Genomic DNA, 16,278 nt, shown 5'->3' with positions numbered 1-16,278 from the left:
ACTGCCCGCGCCGGAGAACGGCGCGGGCAGTCGAGATGGCCGGGCGGCTGAGAGCCGGGCGGCCGAGGTGGCCGGGTGGTGGTCGGGTCAGGCGGCCGAGGTGGCCGGGCGGTGGTCGGGTCAGGCGGACTCCTCGCGCAGCGTGGAGTAGTGCGCGACCAGATCGTCGAACTCCAGCTTGCCGTCCCGCGCGGCCGGACGCCCGGCCTCCTGGCCGAGCATCTCATCCATGCCGTCCAGGGACAGGTGGAAGCCCGCCGCGCTGTAGGGCATGTGGCCCGGGTCGCCCAGCTCGTTCTCCATGACGACCCGGCAGCCGTCCCCGTCCGGGGTCAGCGTCCACCGGTAGACGTCGCCGCGCCCGGTGTAGACGAACAGGCGGGGCTCGTCCACAACCTGGACCCGTCCCTCCTCCACCATCTCGGGCGAGAAGGTGACCGAGAAGCGCCCGCCGACGACCGGTTCTACCGCCACCGGGAACCCGAACCAGATCGAGTGCTGCTCGCCGTCGGTGATCGCCCGCCAGACGCGTTCGGGCGCGTGCCCGTAGGCGTGCTCGAACCGCAGCATCGGCGTTCCGTCGTCGGTGGTGTGCAGGGTGGTCCGGGTACGGAAGGTGCGCGGGTCCATCAGGTCTGGCCTCCTGGGGTCGTCGTCGCGGCCCCGCGCGGGGGCCGGGACGTCCGGATGGTTCGGCCTTTCGGGTGCTGCGCGGTCAGCGTAGCCCGGAGCCGCCGTCCGGCAGCGCCGCCAGGAAGCCGCCGCGCGCGATCTCGGCGGCGACGGCCTCGATCTCGTCGCTCATGAAGCGGTCCTCGGCGAGGAACGGGGCTATCGAGCGGATCCGGTCGTAGGTGGCCCGCCCGGCCGGGCTGAGCCGGTCCTTGACCTCGCGCAGGTCCACCGCCTGCGCCGCGGCGAGGAACTCGACCGCGAGGATCAGGCGGTTGTTGGCGAGCACCCGCCGGGCGTTGCGCGCGGAGATCAGGCCCATGCTGACGATGTCCTGGTTGTCGCTGTTGGACGGGATGCTCTGCGTGCTGGCCGGGCCGATCGTTCGGTTCTCGGCGACCAGCGCGGTCGCCGGGTACTGCGCGCCGGTGAACCCGCTGTGCAGGCCCGGCTCGCTCGCCACCAGGTACTCCGGCAGCCCGCCGCTGAGGTGCCGGCTCAGCAGCCGGTTCAGCCGCCGCTCCGACATCACGCCGAGTTGGGTCAGCGCGATGGTCAGGAAGTCCATCGCGAACGCGACCGGCTGTCCGTGGAAGTTCGCGCCGTGGAAGACCTCCTGGCCCTCGAAGAACAGCGGGTTGTCGTTGGACGAGTTGAGTTCGGTCTCCACCACCGTGGTCGCGTGCCGCAGGGTGTCCCGGACAGCCCCGACGACCTGCGGGATGGCGCGCAGCGTGTACGGCTTCTGCAGGTAGATTTCGCCGCGCTGGACGGGTGAGTCGCCGTCCTTCTGCGCTTCGACCTGCTTGCGGATCTCCTGGTGCGAGAAAGCGAGCCCGCTGCCTTCGAGCAGCGTGCGCATGTTGGCGGCGGTGTCCATCTGGCCGGGGTGCGGACGGGCAAGGTCGTGACCCTCGGCAGCGAACGCGCCGGTCGAGGCGCGCATCGTCTCCAGCACCAGCGCCGTCACCACCTCCGCCTGCCGGACCTGCTCCCACGACCGGCCGACCAGCAGCGCCGCGAGCCCAGTCATCGCGGACGTGCCGTTGATCAGCGACAGGCCCTCCTTGAACCGCAGGCTCAGTGGCTCGATGCCGCGCTCGCGTAGCACCGGGCCCGTCGGGGCGGGCCGGCCGTCGCGCAGCACGTAGCCCTCGCCGATCACCACGGCCGCGATGGCTGACAACGGGGCCAGGTCGCCGCTCGCGCCGAGCGAACCGTACTCCGGGATCGCCGGGGTGATGCCCTGGTTGAGCAGCAGCGCGAGGCGTTCGAGCAGCTCCGGCCGGACGGCCGAGTAGCCGCGCGCGAACGCGTTCAGCCGGGCCGCGACCATCGCGCGGGCCTCGTCCGCGGCGAACATCGGCCCGACCCCGGCGCAGTGGCTGCGCACCAGGTTGAGCTGGAGCTGGGCCTCGACCGAGGTGTCCACCATCATGTACGCGAGGTCGCCGTACCCGGTGGTGATGCCGTACACCGGGATGCCGCGCTCGACGATGTCCTGGAACATCGCGCGGCTGGCCGCCGCCCGCTTCAGCACCTCCGCGGACAGGGCGGCCGGTGCGCCGTCCTCGGCGATCCGCCGGATGCCGTCGGCCGCGACGCTGCCGCCGTCGAGCTGGACCGGTTCCACCTGCACTGATGTCATGCCTTCCACCTCACATGTTGTCGGAGCCGCGGCGGGGCGGTCGCCCGCGCCGGGACCGGGCCTGGTCCGCCGCCGGTCGTGGGGCGGCGTCGACGAGCGCGCCCAGCCCGGCCAGGGTCGGGTCGGCGAGGAACGCGCGCGCGGTGGGCGCGGCCCCGGCGCGCTCCCGGACCCGGTGCAGCAGCACCGGGACGAGCAGGGAGTGCCCGCCGAGCGCGAAGAAGGAGCTCTCCGGGAGGATCTGGTCGGTGCCGAGCAGCTCTGCCCAGATCCGGCCCAGCGCCGCCTCGGTCGGCGTCGCGGCGCGGTCGTCGCCGGGGGCGCGCAGCGACGCCGGGGCGGGGAGCTTCCGCCGGTCCACTTTTCCACCCACGTTGCGCGGCAGGGAGGTCATGGTCCGGAAGGTCACCGGCGGGACGGTCGTGCCGAACCGCCGGCGGAGCTGGGCACGCCAGCCCGCCGACGGGTCGCCCTCCGGCTCGGATCCGGCGTGCGGCACCACGTACGCCACCAGCCTGACGACCAGCCCGGCGTGGTCACGGACGGGCACGACGGCGCACTCGGCGACGTCGTCCGCGCCGCTCAGCGCCGCCTCGATGTCGGTCAGCTCGAGCCGGGTGCCGAAGAACTTGATCTGGAAGTCCTGGCGGCCGCGGAACTCCAGCAGTCCGTCCCAGCGCCGCCGCCCGAGGTCCCCGGTGCGGTACCAGGAGCCGGGCGCGATGCCGAACTCCTCTCGGCGGCGCAGCGGGGCGAACGCGTCGCCGCCGTCCGCGCCGACGTAGCCGGGGCTGACGTACGGGCTGCGGATGACCAGCTCCCCGGTCACCCCGGCCGGGCACGGGCGGTCCTGTCCGTCCACCACGATCACCTGGCGGCCCGGGATCGATTCGCCGACCGGCACAGTGCCGCGCACCGGCCCGGTCACCTCGTGCCAGGTCGCGAGGGCGACCTCGGTCGGCCCGTAGAGGTTGGTCAGCCGCACGCCGGGCAGCGCCTCGCGCAGCCGCCCCGCCAGCTCGCCCGGCAGCGGCTCCCCGGCGAGCAGGAGGTGCTCCAGCGCGTCGGGACGCTCACCGGGGGCCAGCGCGGTCATCGCGCGCAGCACCTCGCGCGCGAAGCTCGGCACGGTCTGGAAGTGTGTGATCCGCTCCTCGGCGAGCCAGCGCACGAGCTTGCGCGGATCGACGCGGACCCGTTCCGGGACCGGGCACAGCGCGGCCCCGGACCCGAGCGCGGCGAAGATCTCGCAGAGCGCCGCGTCATACCCCGCCGCCGCCCACTGCGCCACCCGGCTCCCGGGCGCCATCGCGAAGTGCGCGGCCATCCACTCGCAGAACTGGGCGAACCCGTCATGCGACTGCGTGATGCCCTTCGGCCGCCCGGTGGACCCGGACGTGTACGCGATGTAGGCCAGACCACGGCCGGGATCCTCGGCGTCCGGTTCGGTGCCCGACTCGGCGTCGGGTTCGGCGTCGGGTTCGGCGTCGGCCGACCCGTCGGCGGGCGGCTCGTCACGCTCGGCGAGCTCGGCGAGCGTGACGGGGCGTCCGCCCAGTTCGTCGCGGAACCAGACGGCGAGCGGGTCGTCCTCCGGCGCGGTGTCCAGCAGCAGGTACGGCGGGCGCAGGTCGCCGAGGATCAGCTGTCCGCGCTCGCCCGCCTCACCTGTGCCGAGCCAGACCAGGTGCGCGCCCGCCTCCATGACGCCGAGAAGCGCCGCGCTCTGGCGAGGGCCGGTCGGCGTCCGGACCGCGACCGCGGCTCCCGCCACGCCGCCCAGGCGGCGCAGCCCGCGGCTGATCGACGCGGCGAGATCGGTCAGCTCGCGGTAGGAGAGCGTCGCGTCCGGCCAGACGAGGGCCGGGGCGTCCGGGGCGCGTCCGGCGTGCTGGTGCACCGCCGCCGCGACGGTCGGGTGGACGTTGGGCGCGTCGGCGACGCGGTCGGCGGTATGGACGGCCGCGCGGAGCTGCTCCGGGGTCTCCAGCGGCAGCGCCGTGACCGGCTGGTCAGGGTCCTTGAGCGCCGCTTCCAGCAGCGTGCGCAACTGGTCGAGCAGGTGCTCCGCCGAGTTCTCGTCGAACAGGTCGGCGCGGTGGGCGAGCGTCCCGGCGACCGTCGGCTCCGTCATCCGCACCCGCAGCTCCAGCCCGGACGGCACGGCGGTGATGGGCGCGGCCAGCGGGCGCACCGACACCCCGGCCAGCCGGGGCGCCGGCTCTGCCGTCTCGTCGCACGCGAAGACCGCGTCGAACAGCGGGGTGCGGTGCGCGGCGCGGTCCACGTCCAGCGCGGCGACCAGGGTGGGGAACGGCAGGTCGCGGTGGTCGAGCGCGGCCTGCCGGGTCTGCGCCGTCCGGGCGAGCATGTGCCGGAAGGTGGGCGCCCCGGCGAAGTCGGCGCACAGCACGAGCGGGTTCTCGAACGGCCCGGCCGTCTGCGCGAACTCGGGCCGGGGACGCACCACCGCCGGGTATCCGACCGCGATCCGCTCCTCCCCGGTGTGCCGGAACAGCAGCGCCTGGAAGGCGGTCAGCAGCGCGTCGGCCGGTGCGGTCGCCTCCGCCGCGCACACCTCGCGCAGCCGCTGGGCGGTCTCCCGGCCCCAGTCGAAGTGCACCGCGCGGGCGGCGTGCACGGGCTCCCGGTCGGCGGGCCGGTCGCCGGGCAGGTCGAGCTCGGGCGGCAGCGACGCCAGTGTCGCGCTCCACCACCCGGCCAGCCTGCGAAGCTCCGAGCTGTCGCGCCGCTCGTCCTCCCAGATCGCGTAGTCGCGGTACTGGAGCGGGACGAACGGCAGCTCGGCCTCGCGTCCCTCGACGGCGGCCGAGTAATACTCGGCCAGCTCCGCCACCAGCATCCGCATCGTGCTCTCGTCGGCCACCAGCCGATGCAGCACCAGGAGCAGGGCGTGCTCGGACGGGGCGAACCTGAGCACGGTGAACCGCGCCAGCGGGCCGCCGTCCCGCGCGTGCAGGGCCCCGGCGAGCCCGGCGAGAAGCCGGGCCGCGGCGTCCGCCTGGGCGGGCTCCGGTGTCGCGGTCAGGTCGATCAGCTCGGGCGCGTCGCAGCCCGCCTCGATCCGCTGGCACGGCACGCCGTCGATCTCGGTGAACCGGGTGCGCAGCGCCTCGTGCCGCGCGGCGGTGGCCCGCCACGCCGCGTACAGCGCGGGGACGTCCAGCTCGCCGGAGACGGCGTAGGCCCGGCCTATGGTGTTCGCCGACGGTTCGGCGGCCAACCGCTCCAGGTACCAGAGCCCCTGCTGGGCGCGGGAGGCGAGCGCCAGGGCCCCGGACCTGCGTCCGTCGTTCATCCCGGTGCGCCTTCGGGGGGAACTCACGCGACGTCTCCCCGGCTCGCCGTGGCGGGACGGATGGCGGCGGTCAGCGCGTCGAGCGCGATGTCCGGGTCGGTCACTCCGGCGCGCAGGACGCGGGTGAACTCGTCCGCCATGGCGTCCATCGACGGCTGGTCGAACCGGTCCACGCTGCTGTTCACCGCGAACACCAGCTCGCCTTCGGCGCCCAGCTCGGCTGTCCAGAGGATGGCGTCGTCGGGGATGTCCGGGCCGAGCGGCTGGGACGTGCGGCGTTGCGCGGCGACGCAGCCGACGCCGCCCGACTCCCGCTCACGCAGCATGAACGGGTGGGGTGACATCTGGAAGCCGGGCCGCGCCCGCTCGGTGATTCGGTCGGCCTGCTCCAGCGCGGCGATCTGCTCCGCCGCCTCGGCCGCCAGCCGCACGAACGGCACCTCATGCCTGAACGCGGCCAGGCACGCCTCCCGAACCCGCTCGACCACGTCGCGGAACGTCCGGCAGCCGGTCAGGTCGGTGCGAAGCGGGAAGAAGTTCACGAAGTAGCCGACCGTGTCGGCCATCCAGCGGCGGTGCCGCCCGGGGCCGGGGGACAGGGTCCAGACCACGGCGTCGGCCTGCCCGGTACGGGCGAGCAGGTGCACCCGGTAGGCGGCGAACAGCACCATGAACGGGGTGCAGCGCAGCGAGCGGCCGAACTCCACCGCCGCCGAGCCGAGCTCCGCGTCGACGGCGAACCGGTCGCAGCGCGTTCCGGACGGCGCGCCCGCCACGGGCGGATGGTCGGTGGGCAGCGTCACCGCCTGCGCGTGCCGCAGTCGGTCCCGCCAGTAGTCGTAGGACCTGGCGGCCGTCTTCTCGTCGGCCCCGGTCCGCTGGTGCGCCGCGTACTCCCGGTACTGCCGTGCCTCGGGCAGCTCCGGCTCGCGCCTCTCGCGCCGTGCGGCGTAGAGCTCGACGAGGTCGCGCATGACCAGGCTCAGCGACCACACGTCCACGACCGGCAGGTGCGCGATCAGGACCACGATCCAGTCGTCGTCGGCGAGCCGCCCGACGTGCGCCCAGAAGGCCGGGACGCGGCTCATGTCGAAGGTCTGCGCCTCGACGTCGTTGAGGAACGCCTCGGCCCGCTCCTGGCGGGACGTCCCGTCCTCACCCGACAGGTCGCGGACCTCCAGCGCGGGCGACGCCCCCGGCGGGTGGACCCGCTGCCGCCAGCCGTCGGCGTCGTGCAGCAGCGACGTGCGCAGCGCCTCGTGCCGGGCCACCACGTCGTCCAGCGCCCGCCGGAAGACCCCTAGGTCGAGGTCGCCGGTCAGCCGCCACCCCCCGCTGGAGATGAGCCGGGGACCGAAGTCGCCGGCCGAGCCATCGTTCTGGTGCTGCAGGCGAAGGAACTCCTGTTCGAGCGAGAGCGGGAACGGTGCGTCGGGCGGCATTGGCTCTTCCTCTCCGATCGGGGCGGCGGTGTCCGGGCGGCGGGTTCAGGCGGCGGGTTCCAGCGAGGCGACCACCAAGGTCCACAGCGCCGATCGTGACACCGGCCGCGCGGCGGCCACATCTTCCGGATTGCCCGACGCTGGAGGGGGTGCCAGGGCCCTTCCGCAGCCTCGAAGAAGCGACCGGCGGGCAGCCGCTCCTAGCGTCGGAGACGCCTGGCGGACGGGCGCGCCGCGACGCCCTGAGCCGGGCTCGACCTGCCTGGAGGAAGCAGATGGCTGGTGATCGGAAGTACCACGAACGGACCGTCGCCCCCGTCCCCGAGCCGCTGGCGGCGGTCCGTCGGCTGGCCGGGGAAGGGCGTGCGGACTACTTCTGTTACGAAGGCCCGGACGGCTTCGCCGTCGCCGCGGACCCGGTGGCCGAGCTGGTGGCCGACCGCAGCCGCCTGCTGCTGCGCGGCCCGGACGGCGACGAGGAGCGGCCCTGGTCGGCCGAGGCGCTGCGGCGTGTCCCGGCCCTGCTGGACGAGGTGCCGCTGGAGGCGTGGCGCTGCTACGGCTGGGCCGGGTTCGACCTCGCCGCGGCTCGGGACGGGCTGACCGGCCTGGTCGGCGACGAGCCGTTCCTGCACCTGATGATCCCGCGCACCGAGGTGCGGTTCCACACGTCCGGCACGCTGCTGCGCGCGCTCGACCCCGGCGACCTGGACGCGCTCCAGGAGCGGGTCGAGACCGCGCCGCCGCCCGCCGCGCCGGCACGTCCGGGCGCGGTGCCGGACCGGGACGCCGGAGCCTACCTGAACGCGGTGGAGAAGGCCGTCCGGTACATCCGCGACGGCCGGCTGCAGAAGGTCATCCTGTCCCGGACCGTCCCGGTCGGGTTCCCGGTGGACCTGGTCGCCAGCTACGAGCTGGGCCGCCGGGCCAACTCGCCCGCGCGCTCGCACCTGTTCTCGCTGGGCGGCCTCGCCTCGGCGGGGTTCAGCCCGGAAACGGTTGTGGAGGTGTCCAAGGAGGGTGCCGTCACCACCCAGCCGGTGGCGGGCACTCGCGCCCGCACCGGCGAGCCCGCCCGGGACGCCGAGCTCCGGTACGAGCTGCTCAACGACGCCAAGGAGGGCTTCGAGCACGCCCTCTCCTTCAAGATCGCGGTGGAGGAGATGGCCGAGCTGTGCCCGGACCATCCTGTGCTGGTCGGCGAGTTCATGGCGGTGCGCGACCGGGGCTCGGTGCAGCACCTGGCGTCCACGGTGGGCGGCACGCTCACCGCGCCCGCGCACGCCTGGGACGCCTTCGCGGCGCTCTTTCCCGCCGTGACCACCTCGGGTGCGCCGAAGCAGGCAGCCTACGAGGTCATCCACGAGCTGGAGACCTCCGGGCGCGGACCGTACGGCGGCGCGGTCCTCACCTACGACGCCGACGGCACCATGGACGCGGCCGTCGTGCTGCGGACGGTGTTCCAGCGTGACGGACGGGCCTGGCTGCGCGCCGGGGCCGGGATCGTCGCCCAGTCTCGTCCCGAGCGCGAGCTGACCGAGACGCGCGAGAAGCTGGCCAGTATCGCGCACTACCTCGTCCCCCAGGCCGGATGACCCGCCGTGACCACAGACGAGGAGGTGCTTCGATGCTGGTGACCGTGACGGGTGGGACCGGGTTCGTCGGCGCGCATTCCATCGCCGAGCTGGTGCGGAGGGGGCACCGGGTCCGCATGCTCGTCCGGGACGGGTCGCGGATCGACACGGCGCTGGTCCCGCTCGGCGTGGACCGGTCTGCCGTGCGGATCACGCCCGGGGACGTCACCGACGCGGCGGCCGTGCAGCGCGCCGTCGAGGGCGCGGACGCGGTGCTGCACGCGGCGTCGGTGTACTCCTTCGACAGCCGCGATCGCGCCCGGATCCGGCGCACCAACGCGCCTGGCACCGCCGTGGTGCTGGAGGCCGCCGTCCGCGCGGGCGTGCCCCGGATCGTGCACGTGTCCACCGTCGGGGCGCTGTTCCCGTCGCCGGGACGGGAACTGTCCGGACGGTCCCCGATCGGCGCGCCGCGCGGCGCGTACCTGCGCAGCAAGGCCGACGCCGAACGCCTCGCGCGCGCCTGGCAGGAGCGCGGCGCGCCCGTCGTCGTCAGCTATCCGCCCGCGCTGCTCGGCCCGCATGACCCGCGCCTCGGCGACCAGACGGCGCGGCTCCGCGCGGTGCTGCGCGGCCTGATGCCGGTCTGGCCGTCCGGCGGGTTCCCGGTCGGGGACGTCCGGGACACGGCGGCGATGCACGCGGCGCTGCTGGAATGCCCGTACGGCGCCGGGCCGGACCGGGTCTTCGGGCCGTCCCGCTACCTGTCCACACGGGAGTACCTCGCGGTCGCCCGCGCGGTCACCGGCCGCCGTCTGCCCGCGCTCGTCCTGCCCGCCCGCGCCGTCCTGCCGGTGGGGGCCGCAGCCGACCTCGCGCAGCCGTTCTGGCCGTGGCACATCCCCGCCGAGTACGGTGCGGTCTACACCTGCGCGCACGCGACACCGGTCGCGGCCGACGCCGACACCTGCGGGGTCGCGCCGCGCCCGGTACGGCGGACCGTCGCCGACACCGTCCGCTGGCTGCGGGCCGAGAGCCTGCTGACCGCGCGTCAGGCGGGACACGCAGCGCGACCCGCGCCGGACGCCGTGACGCTCGTTCCGGACGGAGGCGACCGGTGAGCACGTCCGAGGCCGACTACGTCCCGGTTCCCGTCGCCCGCCTGAAACCGGTCCCGCCGCCGCCCGCGAGGCCGGACATGGCGATGCTGCGGGAGCGGCGCGAGCGCCGGCGGACCGAGATCGTCGCCGGGCGGGAGGAAGCGGTCGAGCGGCAGCGCGCGAAGGGCAAGCGCACCGCGCGCGAACGCCTGGACCTGCTCCTGGACGACGGCTCCTTCCTCGAGCTCGACCTGTTCCGGCGGCAGGCGGACGGGCCCGCGACCGACGGCGTGGTGACCGGCTCCGGGACCGTCGACGGCCGCCGAGTGTTCGTGTACGCGCAGGACTTCACCATCCTCGGCGGCTCGCTCGGCGCGGCACACGCCGCCAAGATCCACAAGGTGATGGACCTGGCCGTGGCCAACGGCGCGCCGCTGATCGGGCTGAACGACAGCGGCGGCGCGCGGATCCAGGAGGGCGTCATGGCGCTGGACGGCTACGGCGGCATCTTCCGCCGCAACGTCGCCGCGTCCGGCGTCGTCCCGCAGATCAGCGTCGTGCTCGGGCCGTGCGCCGGCGGAGCGGCGTACTCGCCCGCACTGACCGACTTCACCTTCATGGTGCGGGGCAGCGCGCAGATGTACCTGACCGGCCCGGACGTCATCGAGGCGGTGAGCGGCGAGCGCGTTACGCACGCCGAGCTGGGCGGCGCGCAGGTGCACGGCACCCGGACGGGCGTGGCCGCGTTCGTGCGCGACGACGAGGAGACCTGCCTGGCCGACGTCCGCTACCTTGTGTCGCTGCTGCCGTCCAACTACCTGGAGTCCGCGCCGTCCGCGCCCGCTCGCGGGGCGGATGGCGACCTGCGGCCCCGGCTGACGGAGCTGGTCCCGGTCGAGTCGCACCGCCCGTACGACGTGCTCGACGTCGTCGCCGAACTGGTGGACGACGCCGACTTTCTGGAGGTGCACGAGGACTGGGCGCGCAACGTGGTCTGCGCGCTGGCCCGGGTGGACGGCGAGACCGTCGGGATCGTGGCGAACCAGCCGATCGTCCTCGCGGGGGTGCTGGACGCGGACGCGGCACAGAAGGCGGCACGGTTCGTCCGGTTCTGCGACGCGTTCGGCATCCCGCTGGTGACGCTCGTGGACGTGCCCGGCTTCCTGCCGGGTACGGAGCAGGAGTATGCGGGCGTGATCCGGCACGGCGCCAAACTGCTGTACGCGTACTGCGAGGCCACCGTCCCGCGCGTCCAGGTGATCCTGCGCAAGGCGTACGGCGGCGCGTACATCGTGATGGACTCCCGCTCCATCGGCGCGGACCTGTCGCTCGCGTGGCCGACCAACGAGATCGCGGTGATGGGCGCGGAGGCGGCCGTCAACGTCGTCCACCGGCGCGATCTCGCGGCGTCCGACGACCCCGCCGCGCTGCGCGGCGAGCTGGTCGAGCGGTACCGCGAACGGCTCATGCACCCGTACTACGCGGCCGAACGCGGCCTGGTGGACGACGTGATCGACCCGGCGCGCACCCGGATCGAGGTCGCCCGCGCGCTGGCGATGCTCCGGAACAAGGCCGTTGCCCCGCGCGGCCGCAAGCACGGCAACGGCCCGCAGTGAGGCGACGCCCGCGGTGAGCCGACGGGCTCCGGAGCCCGCCCCGGAGCCCGTGCCGGGTCAGACCCGGTCGGGCTCGGGGACGAACTCCAGGTCGAACCGTTCCCGCGAGGCGAGCACGGAGCGGGCCGCCGCCTCGGCGTCGTCGCCGGCGCTGATCATCAGCGCCCGGAGCTGGGTCTCGAAGCAACTGTCCGCGGTGTGCGGCTCGGCGAGGTAGCCGCCGAGTTCGAGGCTGACCAGCCCGTGCATGGTGATCCACATGTGGTGCGCGACGAGGTCGGGGTCGGTCCAGGTGAAGCGCCCGGCCGCGGTGCACCGCTGGGCGCAGTGGACGATGTCGACCAGGGTGTACCGGCCGTACTGCCGGTCGGCGTCGGACAGCGAGAAGACCGGCAGCGAGGACGCCCCGAACATCACGTTGTAGAGATGCGGGTTGTCCAGCGCGTTGCGCCGGTAGGCGCGGCCGTACACGGCCATGTCGGCGACCGGGTCGCCGCTCTGCGCGACCCGGACGAAGCAGCGCGCCAGCCGGGCGAAGCCAAGATGGACCATCTCCCGAACCAGCCCGCTCATCGCGCCGAAGTGGGTGTAGACCATCATGGTGGAGCAGCCCGCCTCCTTGGCCACCCGGCGCGCGGTGAGCGCTCGCGGGCCCTCCTGATGGAGCAGCCGGGCGGCGACCTCGGTGAGGGCGGGCCGCGGGTCGGGTTCGGATCGACGTGGACTCAACGGGCGCCTCCTGAAGGGTCTCAAACCCGGCCATGAAGCGTTGGACCTGTGGATTCTGACTCCGATCTCGGAGGGCTTTCCTCGCCATATTCGGCGTTCTCGTTAGAAATATTCAAGCTTTATGACTGTCCGAGATAGGTCGCATCGGATCGGGGATGTAGGCGTTCCCTGCGATGTATGATCGGGAGGCGATTAGATATCCGCAGGTCACCGCCAGATGCGCGAGCCTGGACGCTTCAGTGCGCTCAGCTGAACATGTCCGCTAATTTGATGATCTTGGATAGTCGAAATTGCTGCGTGTGTCATATGCCATTGATGTGTCTCACTCGGGTCAGCGCTTCAACAGAGGAGCACTGCCAGGAAATCCCCGGACGTCGACTGCGATGACCGGCGTGGAGGCGTGTGGGCGATAGCAATGCAGGCATTGGCGTCGAGCTCTCGTCCGCCACCAGCCGGTGCAGGACCAGGAGCAGGACGTGCTCGGACAGGCCGAGCCTGACCACGGTGAACCGCGCCAGTGGGCCGCCGTCCCGCGCGTGCAGGGCCCCAGCGAGTGCGGCACAGAGCCGTCCGACGGCGTCCCCCTGGGCGGGTTCCGGTGTCGCGGTCAGGTCGATCAGCGGGCGTCGGGCGGCATCGGCTCTTCCTCTCTCCGGTCGCGGGCACGACCGGCTTCAGGCGGGGGGTTCGAGCGAGGCGACCACCAGGCGGGTGAACGTCTCCAGGTCGGGGTCGTCGAACAGCTCGTCCACCCCCACTGAGGTGACGCCGAGCTCGCCCTCCAGCCATGCGGTGATCACGAGTGCGGTGATCGAATGGCCGCCAAGCTCGAAGAACGTTGCGTGCTCCGCGCCCTCGGGCACGTCGAGCGCCTCGCGCCAGATGGCGGCGATCCGTGTCGGCAGGTCCACACGGCAGATCGTGACACCGCCCGCCGGGCGGCCACATCTTCCGGATTGCCCGACGTGGACGAGCGCGCGGCGGCCGTTCCGCAGGCTCGAAGAAGCGCTGGACCGGCCGCCGCTTCTAGCGTCGGAAACGCTCGCCGGACGGGCGCGCCGCGATGCCCGGAACCGAGCCGGACCTGCCTGGAGGAAGCAGATGGCTGGTGATCGCAAGTACCACGAACGGACCGTCGCCCCCGTCCCCGCTGGCGGCGGTCGGGCGGCCGGCCTCGGGACGACAGAGCGGCGACTACTTATGCTACGAGGGACCGGAGGGGTTCGCCGTCGCCATGGATCCGGTGGCCGAGCTCGTGGCCGACCGGCGCCGCCTGCTGCTGCGCGGGCCGAGCGGGGAGGTCGCGCGTCCCTGGTCGGCCGAGGCGCTGCGGCGGGGCACCGGCGTGGTGCATCACCCACCCCGCCGTGGTGCACCGCTTGGCGCAGTGCACCACGTTGACCAGCGTGTAGTGGCCGCACTGCCGCTGATATGGCCCCGGTCCGGGTCGGGGATGCGGCGAGGAACCGTCAGGCCGGTTCCGGGTCCTGCCAGAACATGCCGTCGGGTGAGGCCACGAGGCCGCCGTCGAACACCGGCGTGTTCGGGCCGGCGCGCTCGCCCAGCTGTGCCCGGGCCTGGACCTGCGAGCCCTCCTGCATGGCCCGACGCACCACAGGCAACCTGAACAGCGGTGTTACGTTCTGTTGCGCCTCGCCGGCCAGGGTGTCGATCGCCTCGGCGAACTCCGCCGAGCGTTCCTTGAGGCGGATGGCGCCCGACTCGGCGTCGTTGAGGTCAAAGTCCGTGGTGGACATCCCGGCCACCAGCTCGACGAACGCCTCCAACTCGGTGTGGCTGCTGTTGGTCACCTTCTTCGCCGACCAGAAATAGGACTTCTCGTCGATGTGCATGTCGTAGAACGACATGAGGAATTCGTAGAAGACGCCGTACTCACGGCGGTACCGCGCCTCGAATTCGTTAAAGGCCCGCCGTTCGTCGACGGTCTCGGCCAGGATGCTGTTGATGGAACGGGCGGCTAGCAGCGCGCTGTAAGTGGCCAGGTGGACCCCGGAGGAGAACACCGGGTCCACAAAGCAGGCAGCGTCTCCGATGAGCACCATGCCGGGGCGCCAGAAAGAGGTGTGGTGATACGAATAGTCCTTACGCACCCGCAGTTGCCCATACTGGCCCGTGGTGACGCGGGTGGCACCGGCCAGATACTCCTTGATCAGCGGACACTCGTCGATGAGCCCGAGCAATGCCGTTTGCGGGTCGCCCTGGATCTTCGCGGCGTCCTCCCGGCGGACGACCGCCCCGACGCTGGTCAGCGTGTCACTGAGCGGGATGTACCAGAACCAGCCGCTCTCGAACGCGGCGGACAGAATGTTTCCGGAGTTGGGCGCTGGCAGCCGCTTGCCATTCTCGAAGTACCCGAACAGCGCCAGACTTCGGAAGAAGTCCGAGTACTTGCGCGTCCCGCCGACCCGCTTGTAGATGCGGCTGGTGTTGCCGGAGGCGTCCACGATGTACCGGGCCGACACCTGCCGCTCGGTTCCGTCCGGATCGGCGTAGCGCAGGCCCGTCACGCGGTCGCCGTCCTCGACGACATCGAGCACCGTGTGGTTCTGGCGGACCTCCACGCCCTTGCGGGCCGCGTTGTCCAGCAGGATCTTGTCGAACCGGCTGCGTTCGACCTGGTAGGCGAACGAGGTCGGCCCCGAGACCTTGGAGGAGACGGCGAAGGCGAAGTTCCACGGGGTCGGGCTGGAACCCCACTGGAAGGTGCCGCCACGCTTCAGCGTGAAGCCCTCCGCCGCGATCTTGTCGGTGATGCCGAGCATGTGGCAGATGCCGTGCACGGTGGACGGAAGCAGCGATTCCCCGATTTGGTATCGGGGAAAGGTCTCCTTCTCCAACAACAGGACGCGGTGCCCCTGCATCGCCACCAACGATCCCAGCGTCGAGCCTGCCGGGCCGCCACCGACCACCACTACGTCGAATTCTTCGCGCTGCGCCGTACTCATTCGACCTCCTGGGACGTTGCCACCCTTCGGGTCAGAATTGCACAGGAATAGTGGCTGAGCGAAGGCATGAATTCCGCATTTGAAGAGTTGAGATCGGGGTCCGGTATATGTTCTTGCAGGAGGTGAAGCGAAAGAACCAGGACGGCGGCCAAGCGTCGTATTCGCAGTTGGTCCAGAACGAGTGGGACCGCGCTGCGCAGGCCGCCCGCACCAAGATCCGCGGCTCGTGACGGTTACGCCGCGATGCGGATGGCCTCACTCAGCCGGCGTCTTCATCTGGCGGCCATCGAGCGGCGCACGACCCGAACCTACGCTCTCTCGTACGGCATAGCCCCTGGACCAGCACGGCGCGCGGCAGGTCGTCACCTCGCCGCAGTGGGACGATGTCCGCCGGTCGGTGACCGGTTCGCCGAGCTGGTCGCGCCGGTACCGGATCCCTGGGTCAGGGCGACCCGAGACTGGACGATCGCCGACAGCGCGATGTCGGCCAGAACCCAGATCCCTGATTTGGCGCCGGTGAGCTTAGGCGAGCGCCTCGCGGAGAATGCGAACCGCCCTTGGACCGACTCCGTGCAGCGCCAGCAGTTCGGCGTCCGTCAGGGCGGCGACCTGAGCGAGCGTGGTGATGCCTGCGCCGGTGAGGGCTCGGGTGGCGGGCCCTCCGATGGCCTTGGGCAGGTCGCCGACCTCACCGGGCATCGCGGTGTCCCCAGCGGCCACTCGCGCTGCCAGTCGCTTCGGCGCCTGCGAAAGCCAGGCGCGACGCACCCAGTGGTTGAGCTGCTGACCGTTGATGTCCCCGATCGGGACACGTACGCCGACCGGCATCGCGCCGCGGTCCAGCCGCTGCGCTGTCGGATGCGCGGCAAGGACCTCGTCCGCATCCGGCACGGGAAGCAGGAGTTCCACCAGGGCGTCTTTGCCCAACGACGCGAACCGCGTCTCGTTCACCGTGAATGCGACGATTCCTGAGTCGATGACTTGCTCGGCGGTCTCGGGATAGGAAAGGGCAGCCTTGCGAAGCTGGGCGAGGGTCGTCATAAGCCTAGCCTAGCCCGGCATATCGACTGACGTTAGGTTCTTGTCAATCCCCTGAAAGTGTGGAGACGATCGGTCGCCGATCGCAACGAAACCGGCCGCGGTCCCATCGCATCCGGTACCGTCGGGGTAGCCGCTTGGTCGCTTTCAGTGTCTCGATCTTGGGAATACCCT

At 72.2% G+C, this 16,278-nt stretch carries 11 protein-coding genes; 3 read left to right on the top strand and 8 right to left on the bottom strand.

Annotation, left to right across the window (positions count from 1 at the left end; genetic code table 11):
• Positions 1-120 precede the first annotated feature (120 nt).
• From AB0I04_RS44725 to AB0I04_RS44710, 4 genes are all read right to left on the bottom strand, one after another.
• Entirely contained in the window at positions 121-630 is a 510-nt protein-coding gene (locus AB0I04_RS44725; protein ID WP_360899188.1) for an SRPBCC domain-containing protein, read from the bottom strand.
• An 85-nt stretch (positions 631-715) separates the two neighbouring features.
• Positions 716-2,320: a tyrosine 2,3-aminomutase gene (cmdF, locus tag AB0I04_RS44720; RefSeq protein WP_360899185.1), complete on the bottom strand. Its 1,605-nt coding sequence runs from the start codon at positions 2,318-2,320 to the stop codon at positions 716-718.
• Between the two features lie 10 nt (positions 2,321-2,330).
• Entirely contained in the window at positions 2,331-5,639 is a 3,309-nt protein-coding gene (locus AB0I04_RS44715) for an AMP-binding protein (protein WP_360899182.1), read from the bottom strand.
• Positions 5,640-5,662: 23 nt separating this feature from the next.
• The gene (locus AB0I04_RS44710; RefSeq protein WP_360899179.1) at positions 5,663-7,081 is read right to left on the bottom strand and encodes a condensation domain-containing protein; all 1,419 of its coding nucleotides are present in this window, start codon (positions 7,079-7,081) and stop codon (positions 5,663-5,665) included.
• A 275-nt stretch (positions 7,082-7,356) separates the two neighbouring features.
• Here AB0I04_RS44710 and AB0I04_RS44705 point away from each other — a divergent pair, with 275 nt between their 5' ends.
• The 3 genes from AB0I04_RS44705 to AB0I04_RS44695 all read left to right on the top strand — a co-directional run bounded on the left by AB0I04_RS44705 (position 7,357) and on the right by AB0I04_RS44695 (position 11,371).
• Positions 7,357-8,676, top strand: a complete 1,320-nt coding sequence (locus tag AB0I04_RS44705; RefSeq protein ID WP_360899176.1) for a salicylate synthase — start codon at positions 7,357-7,359, stop codon at positions 8,674-8,676.
• Between the two features lie 32 nt (positions 8,677-8,708).
• On the top strand, positions 8,709-9,776 hold the full coding sequence (locus tag AB0I04_RS44700) for an NAD-dependent epimerase/dehydratase family protein (protein WP_360899173.1): 1,068 nt from the start codon (positions 8,709-8,711) through the stop codon (positions 9,774-9,776).
• A gap of 83 nt (positions 9,777-9,859) precedes the next feature.
• A complete protein-coding gene (locus AB0I04_RS44695; protein WP_360899245.1) occupies positions 9,860-11,371 on the top strand; it encodes an acyl-CoA carboxylase subunit beta in 1,512 nt (503 codons plus the stop codon).
• A 57-nt stretch (positions 11,372-11,428) separates the two neighbouring features.
• On the opposite strand, the gene AB0I04_RS44690 is transcribed toward AB0I04_RS44695, so the two are convergent.
• The 4 genes from AB0I04_RS44690 to AB0I04_RS44675 all read right to left on the bottom strand — a co-directional run bounded on the left by AB0I04_RS44690 (position 11,429) and on the right by AB0I04_RS44675 (position 16,107).
• On the bottom strand, positions 11,429-12,100 hold the full coding sequence (locus AB0I04_RS44690) for a TetR/AcrR family transcriptional regulator (RefSeq protein WP_360899170.1): 672 nt from the start codon (positions 12,098-12,100) through the stop codon (positions 11,429-11,431).
• 674 nt (positions 12,101-12,774) lie between these two features.
• On the bottom strand, positions 12,775-13,011 hold the full coding sequence (locus AB0I04_RS44685; protein ID WP_360899167.1) for a phosphopantetheine-binding protein: 237 nt from the start codon (positions 13,009-13,011) through the stop codon (positions 12,775-12,777).
• Between the two features lie 558 nt (positions 13,012-13,569).
• Positions 13,570-15,066 (bottom strand): tryptophan 7-halogenase, encoded by a 1,497-nt coding sequence (locus AB0I04_RS44680; RefSeq protein ID WP_360899164.1) that lies wholly within the window; start codon positions 15,064-15,066, stop codon positions 13,570-13,572.
• 522 nt (positions 15,067-15,588) lie between these two features.
• Positions 15,589-16,107 (bottom strand): hypothetical protein, encoded by a 519-nt coding sequence (locus AB0I04_RS44675; protein WP_360899161.1) that lies wholly within the window; start codon positions 16,105-16,107, stop codon positions 15,589-15,591.
• Between the last annotated feature and the right edge of the window lie 171 nt (positions 16,108-16,278).

It is taken from the genome of Actinoallomurus sp. NPDC050550, assembly GCF_040655075.1.
GTDB lineage: Bacteria > Actinomycetota > Actinomycetes > Streptosporangiales > Streptosporangiaceae > Actinoallomurus.
Note: the sequence above shows the minus strand (reverse complement) of the source record. Positions and strands in the feature narration are given on the sequence as shown.

Excerpts from the sequence above, each read along its gene's own strand:
- AB0I04_RS44725 (WP_360899188.1), bottom strand. The coding sequence starts at position 630 with ATGGACCCGCGCACCTTCCGTACCCGGACCACCCTGCACACCACCGAC.
- AB0I04_RS44715 (WP_360899182.1), bottom strand. The coding sequence starts at position 5,639 with ATGAACGACGGACGCAGGTCCGGGGCCCTGGCGCTCGCCTCCCGCGCC.
- AB0I04_RS44695 (WP_360899245.1), top strand. The coding sequence starts at position 9,860 with ATGCTGCGGGAGCGGCGCGAGCGCCGGCGGACCGAGATCGTCGCCGGG.
- AB0I04_RS44710 (WP_360899179.1), bottom strand. The coding sequence starts at position 7,081 with ATGCCGCCCGACGCACCGTTCCCGCTCTCGCTCGAACAGGAGTTCCTT.
- AB0I04_RS44705 (WP_360899176.1), top strand. The coding sequence starts at position 7,357 with ATGGCTGGTGATCGGAAGTACCACGAACGGACCGTCGCCCCCGTCCCC.
- AB0I04_RS44675 (WP_360899161.1), bottom strand. The coding sequence starts at position 16,107 with ATGACGACCCTCGCCCAGCTTCGCAAGGCTGCCCTTTCCTATCCCGAG.
- cmdF (WP_360899185.1), bottom strand. The coding sequence starts at position 2,320 with ATGACATCAGTGCAGGTGGAACCGGTCCAGCTCGACGGCGGCAGCGTC.
- AB0I04_RS44700 (WP_360899173.1), top strand. The coding sequence starts at position 8,709 with ATGCTGGTGACCGTGACGGGTGGGACCGGGTTCGTCGGCGCGCATTCC.
- AB0I04_RS44680 (WP_360899164.1), bottom strand. The coding sequence starts at position 15,066 with ATGAGTACGGCGCAGCGCGAAGAATTCGACGTAGTGGTGGTCGGTGGC.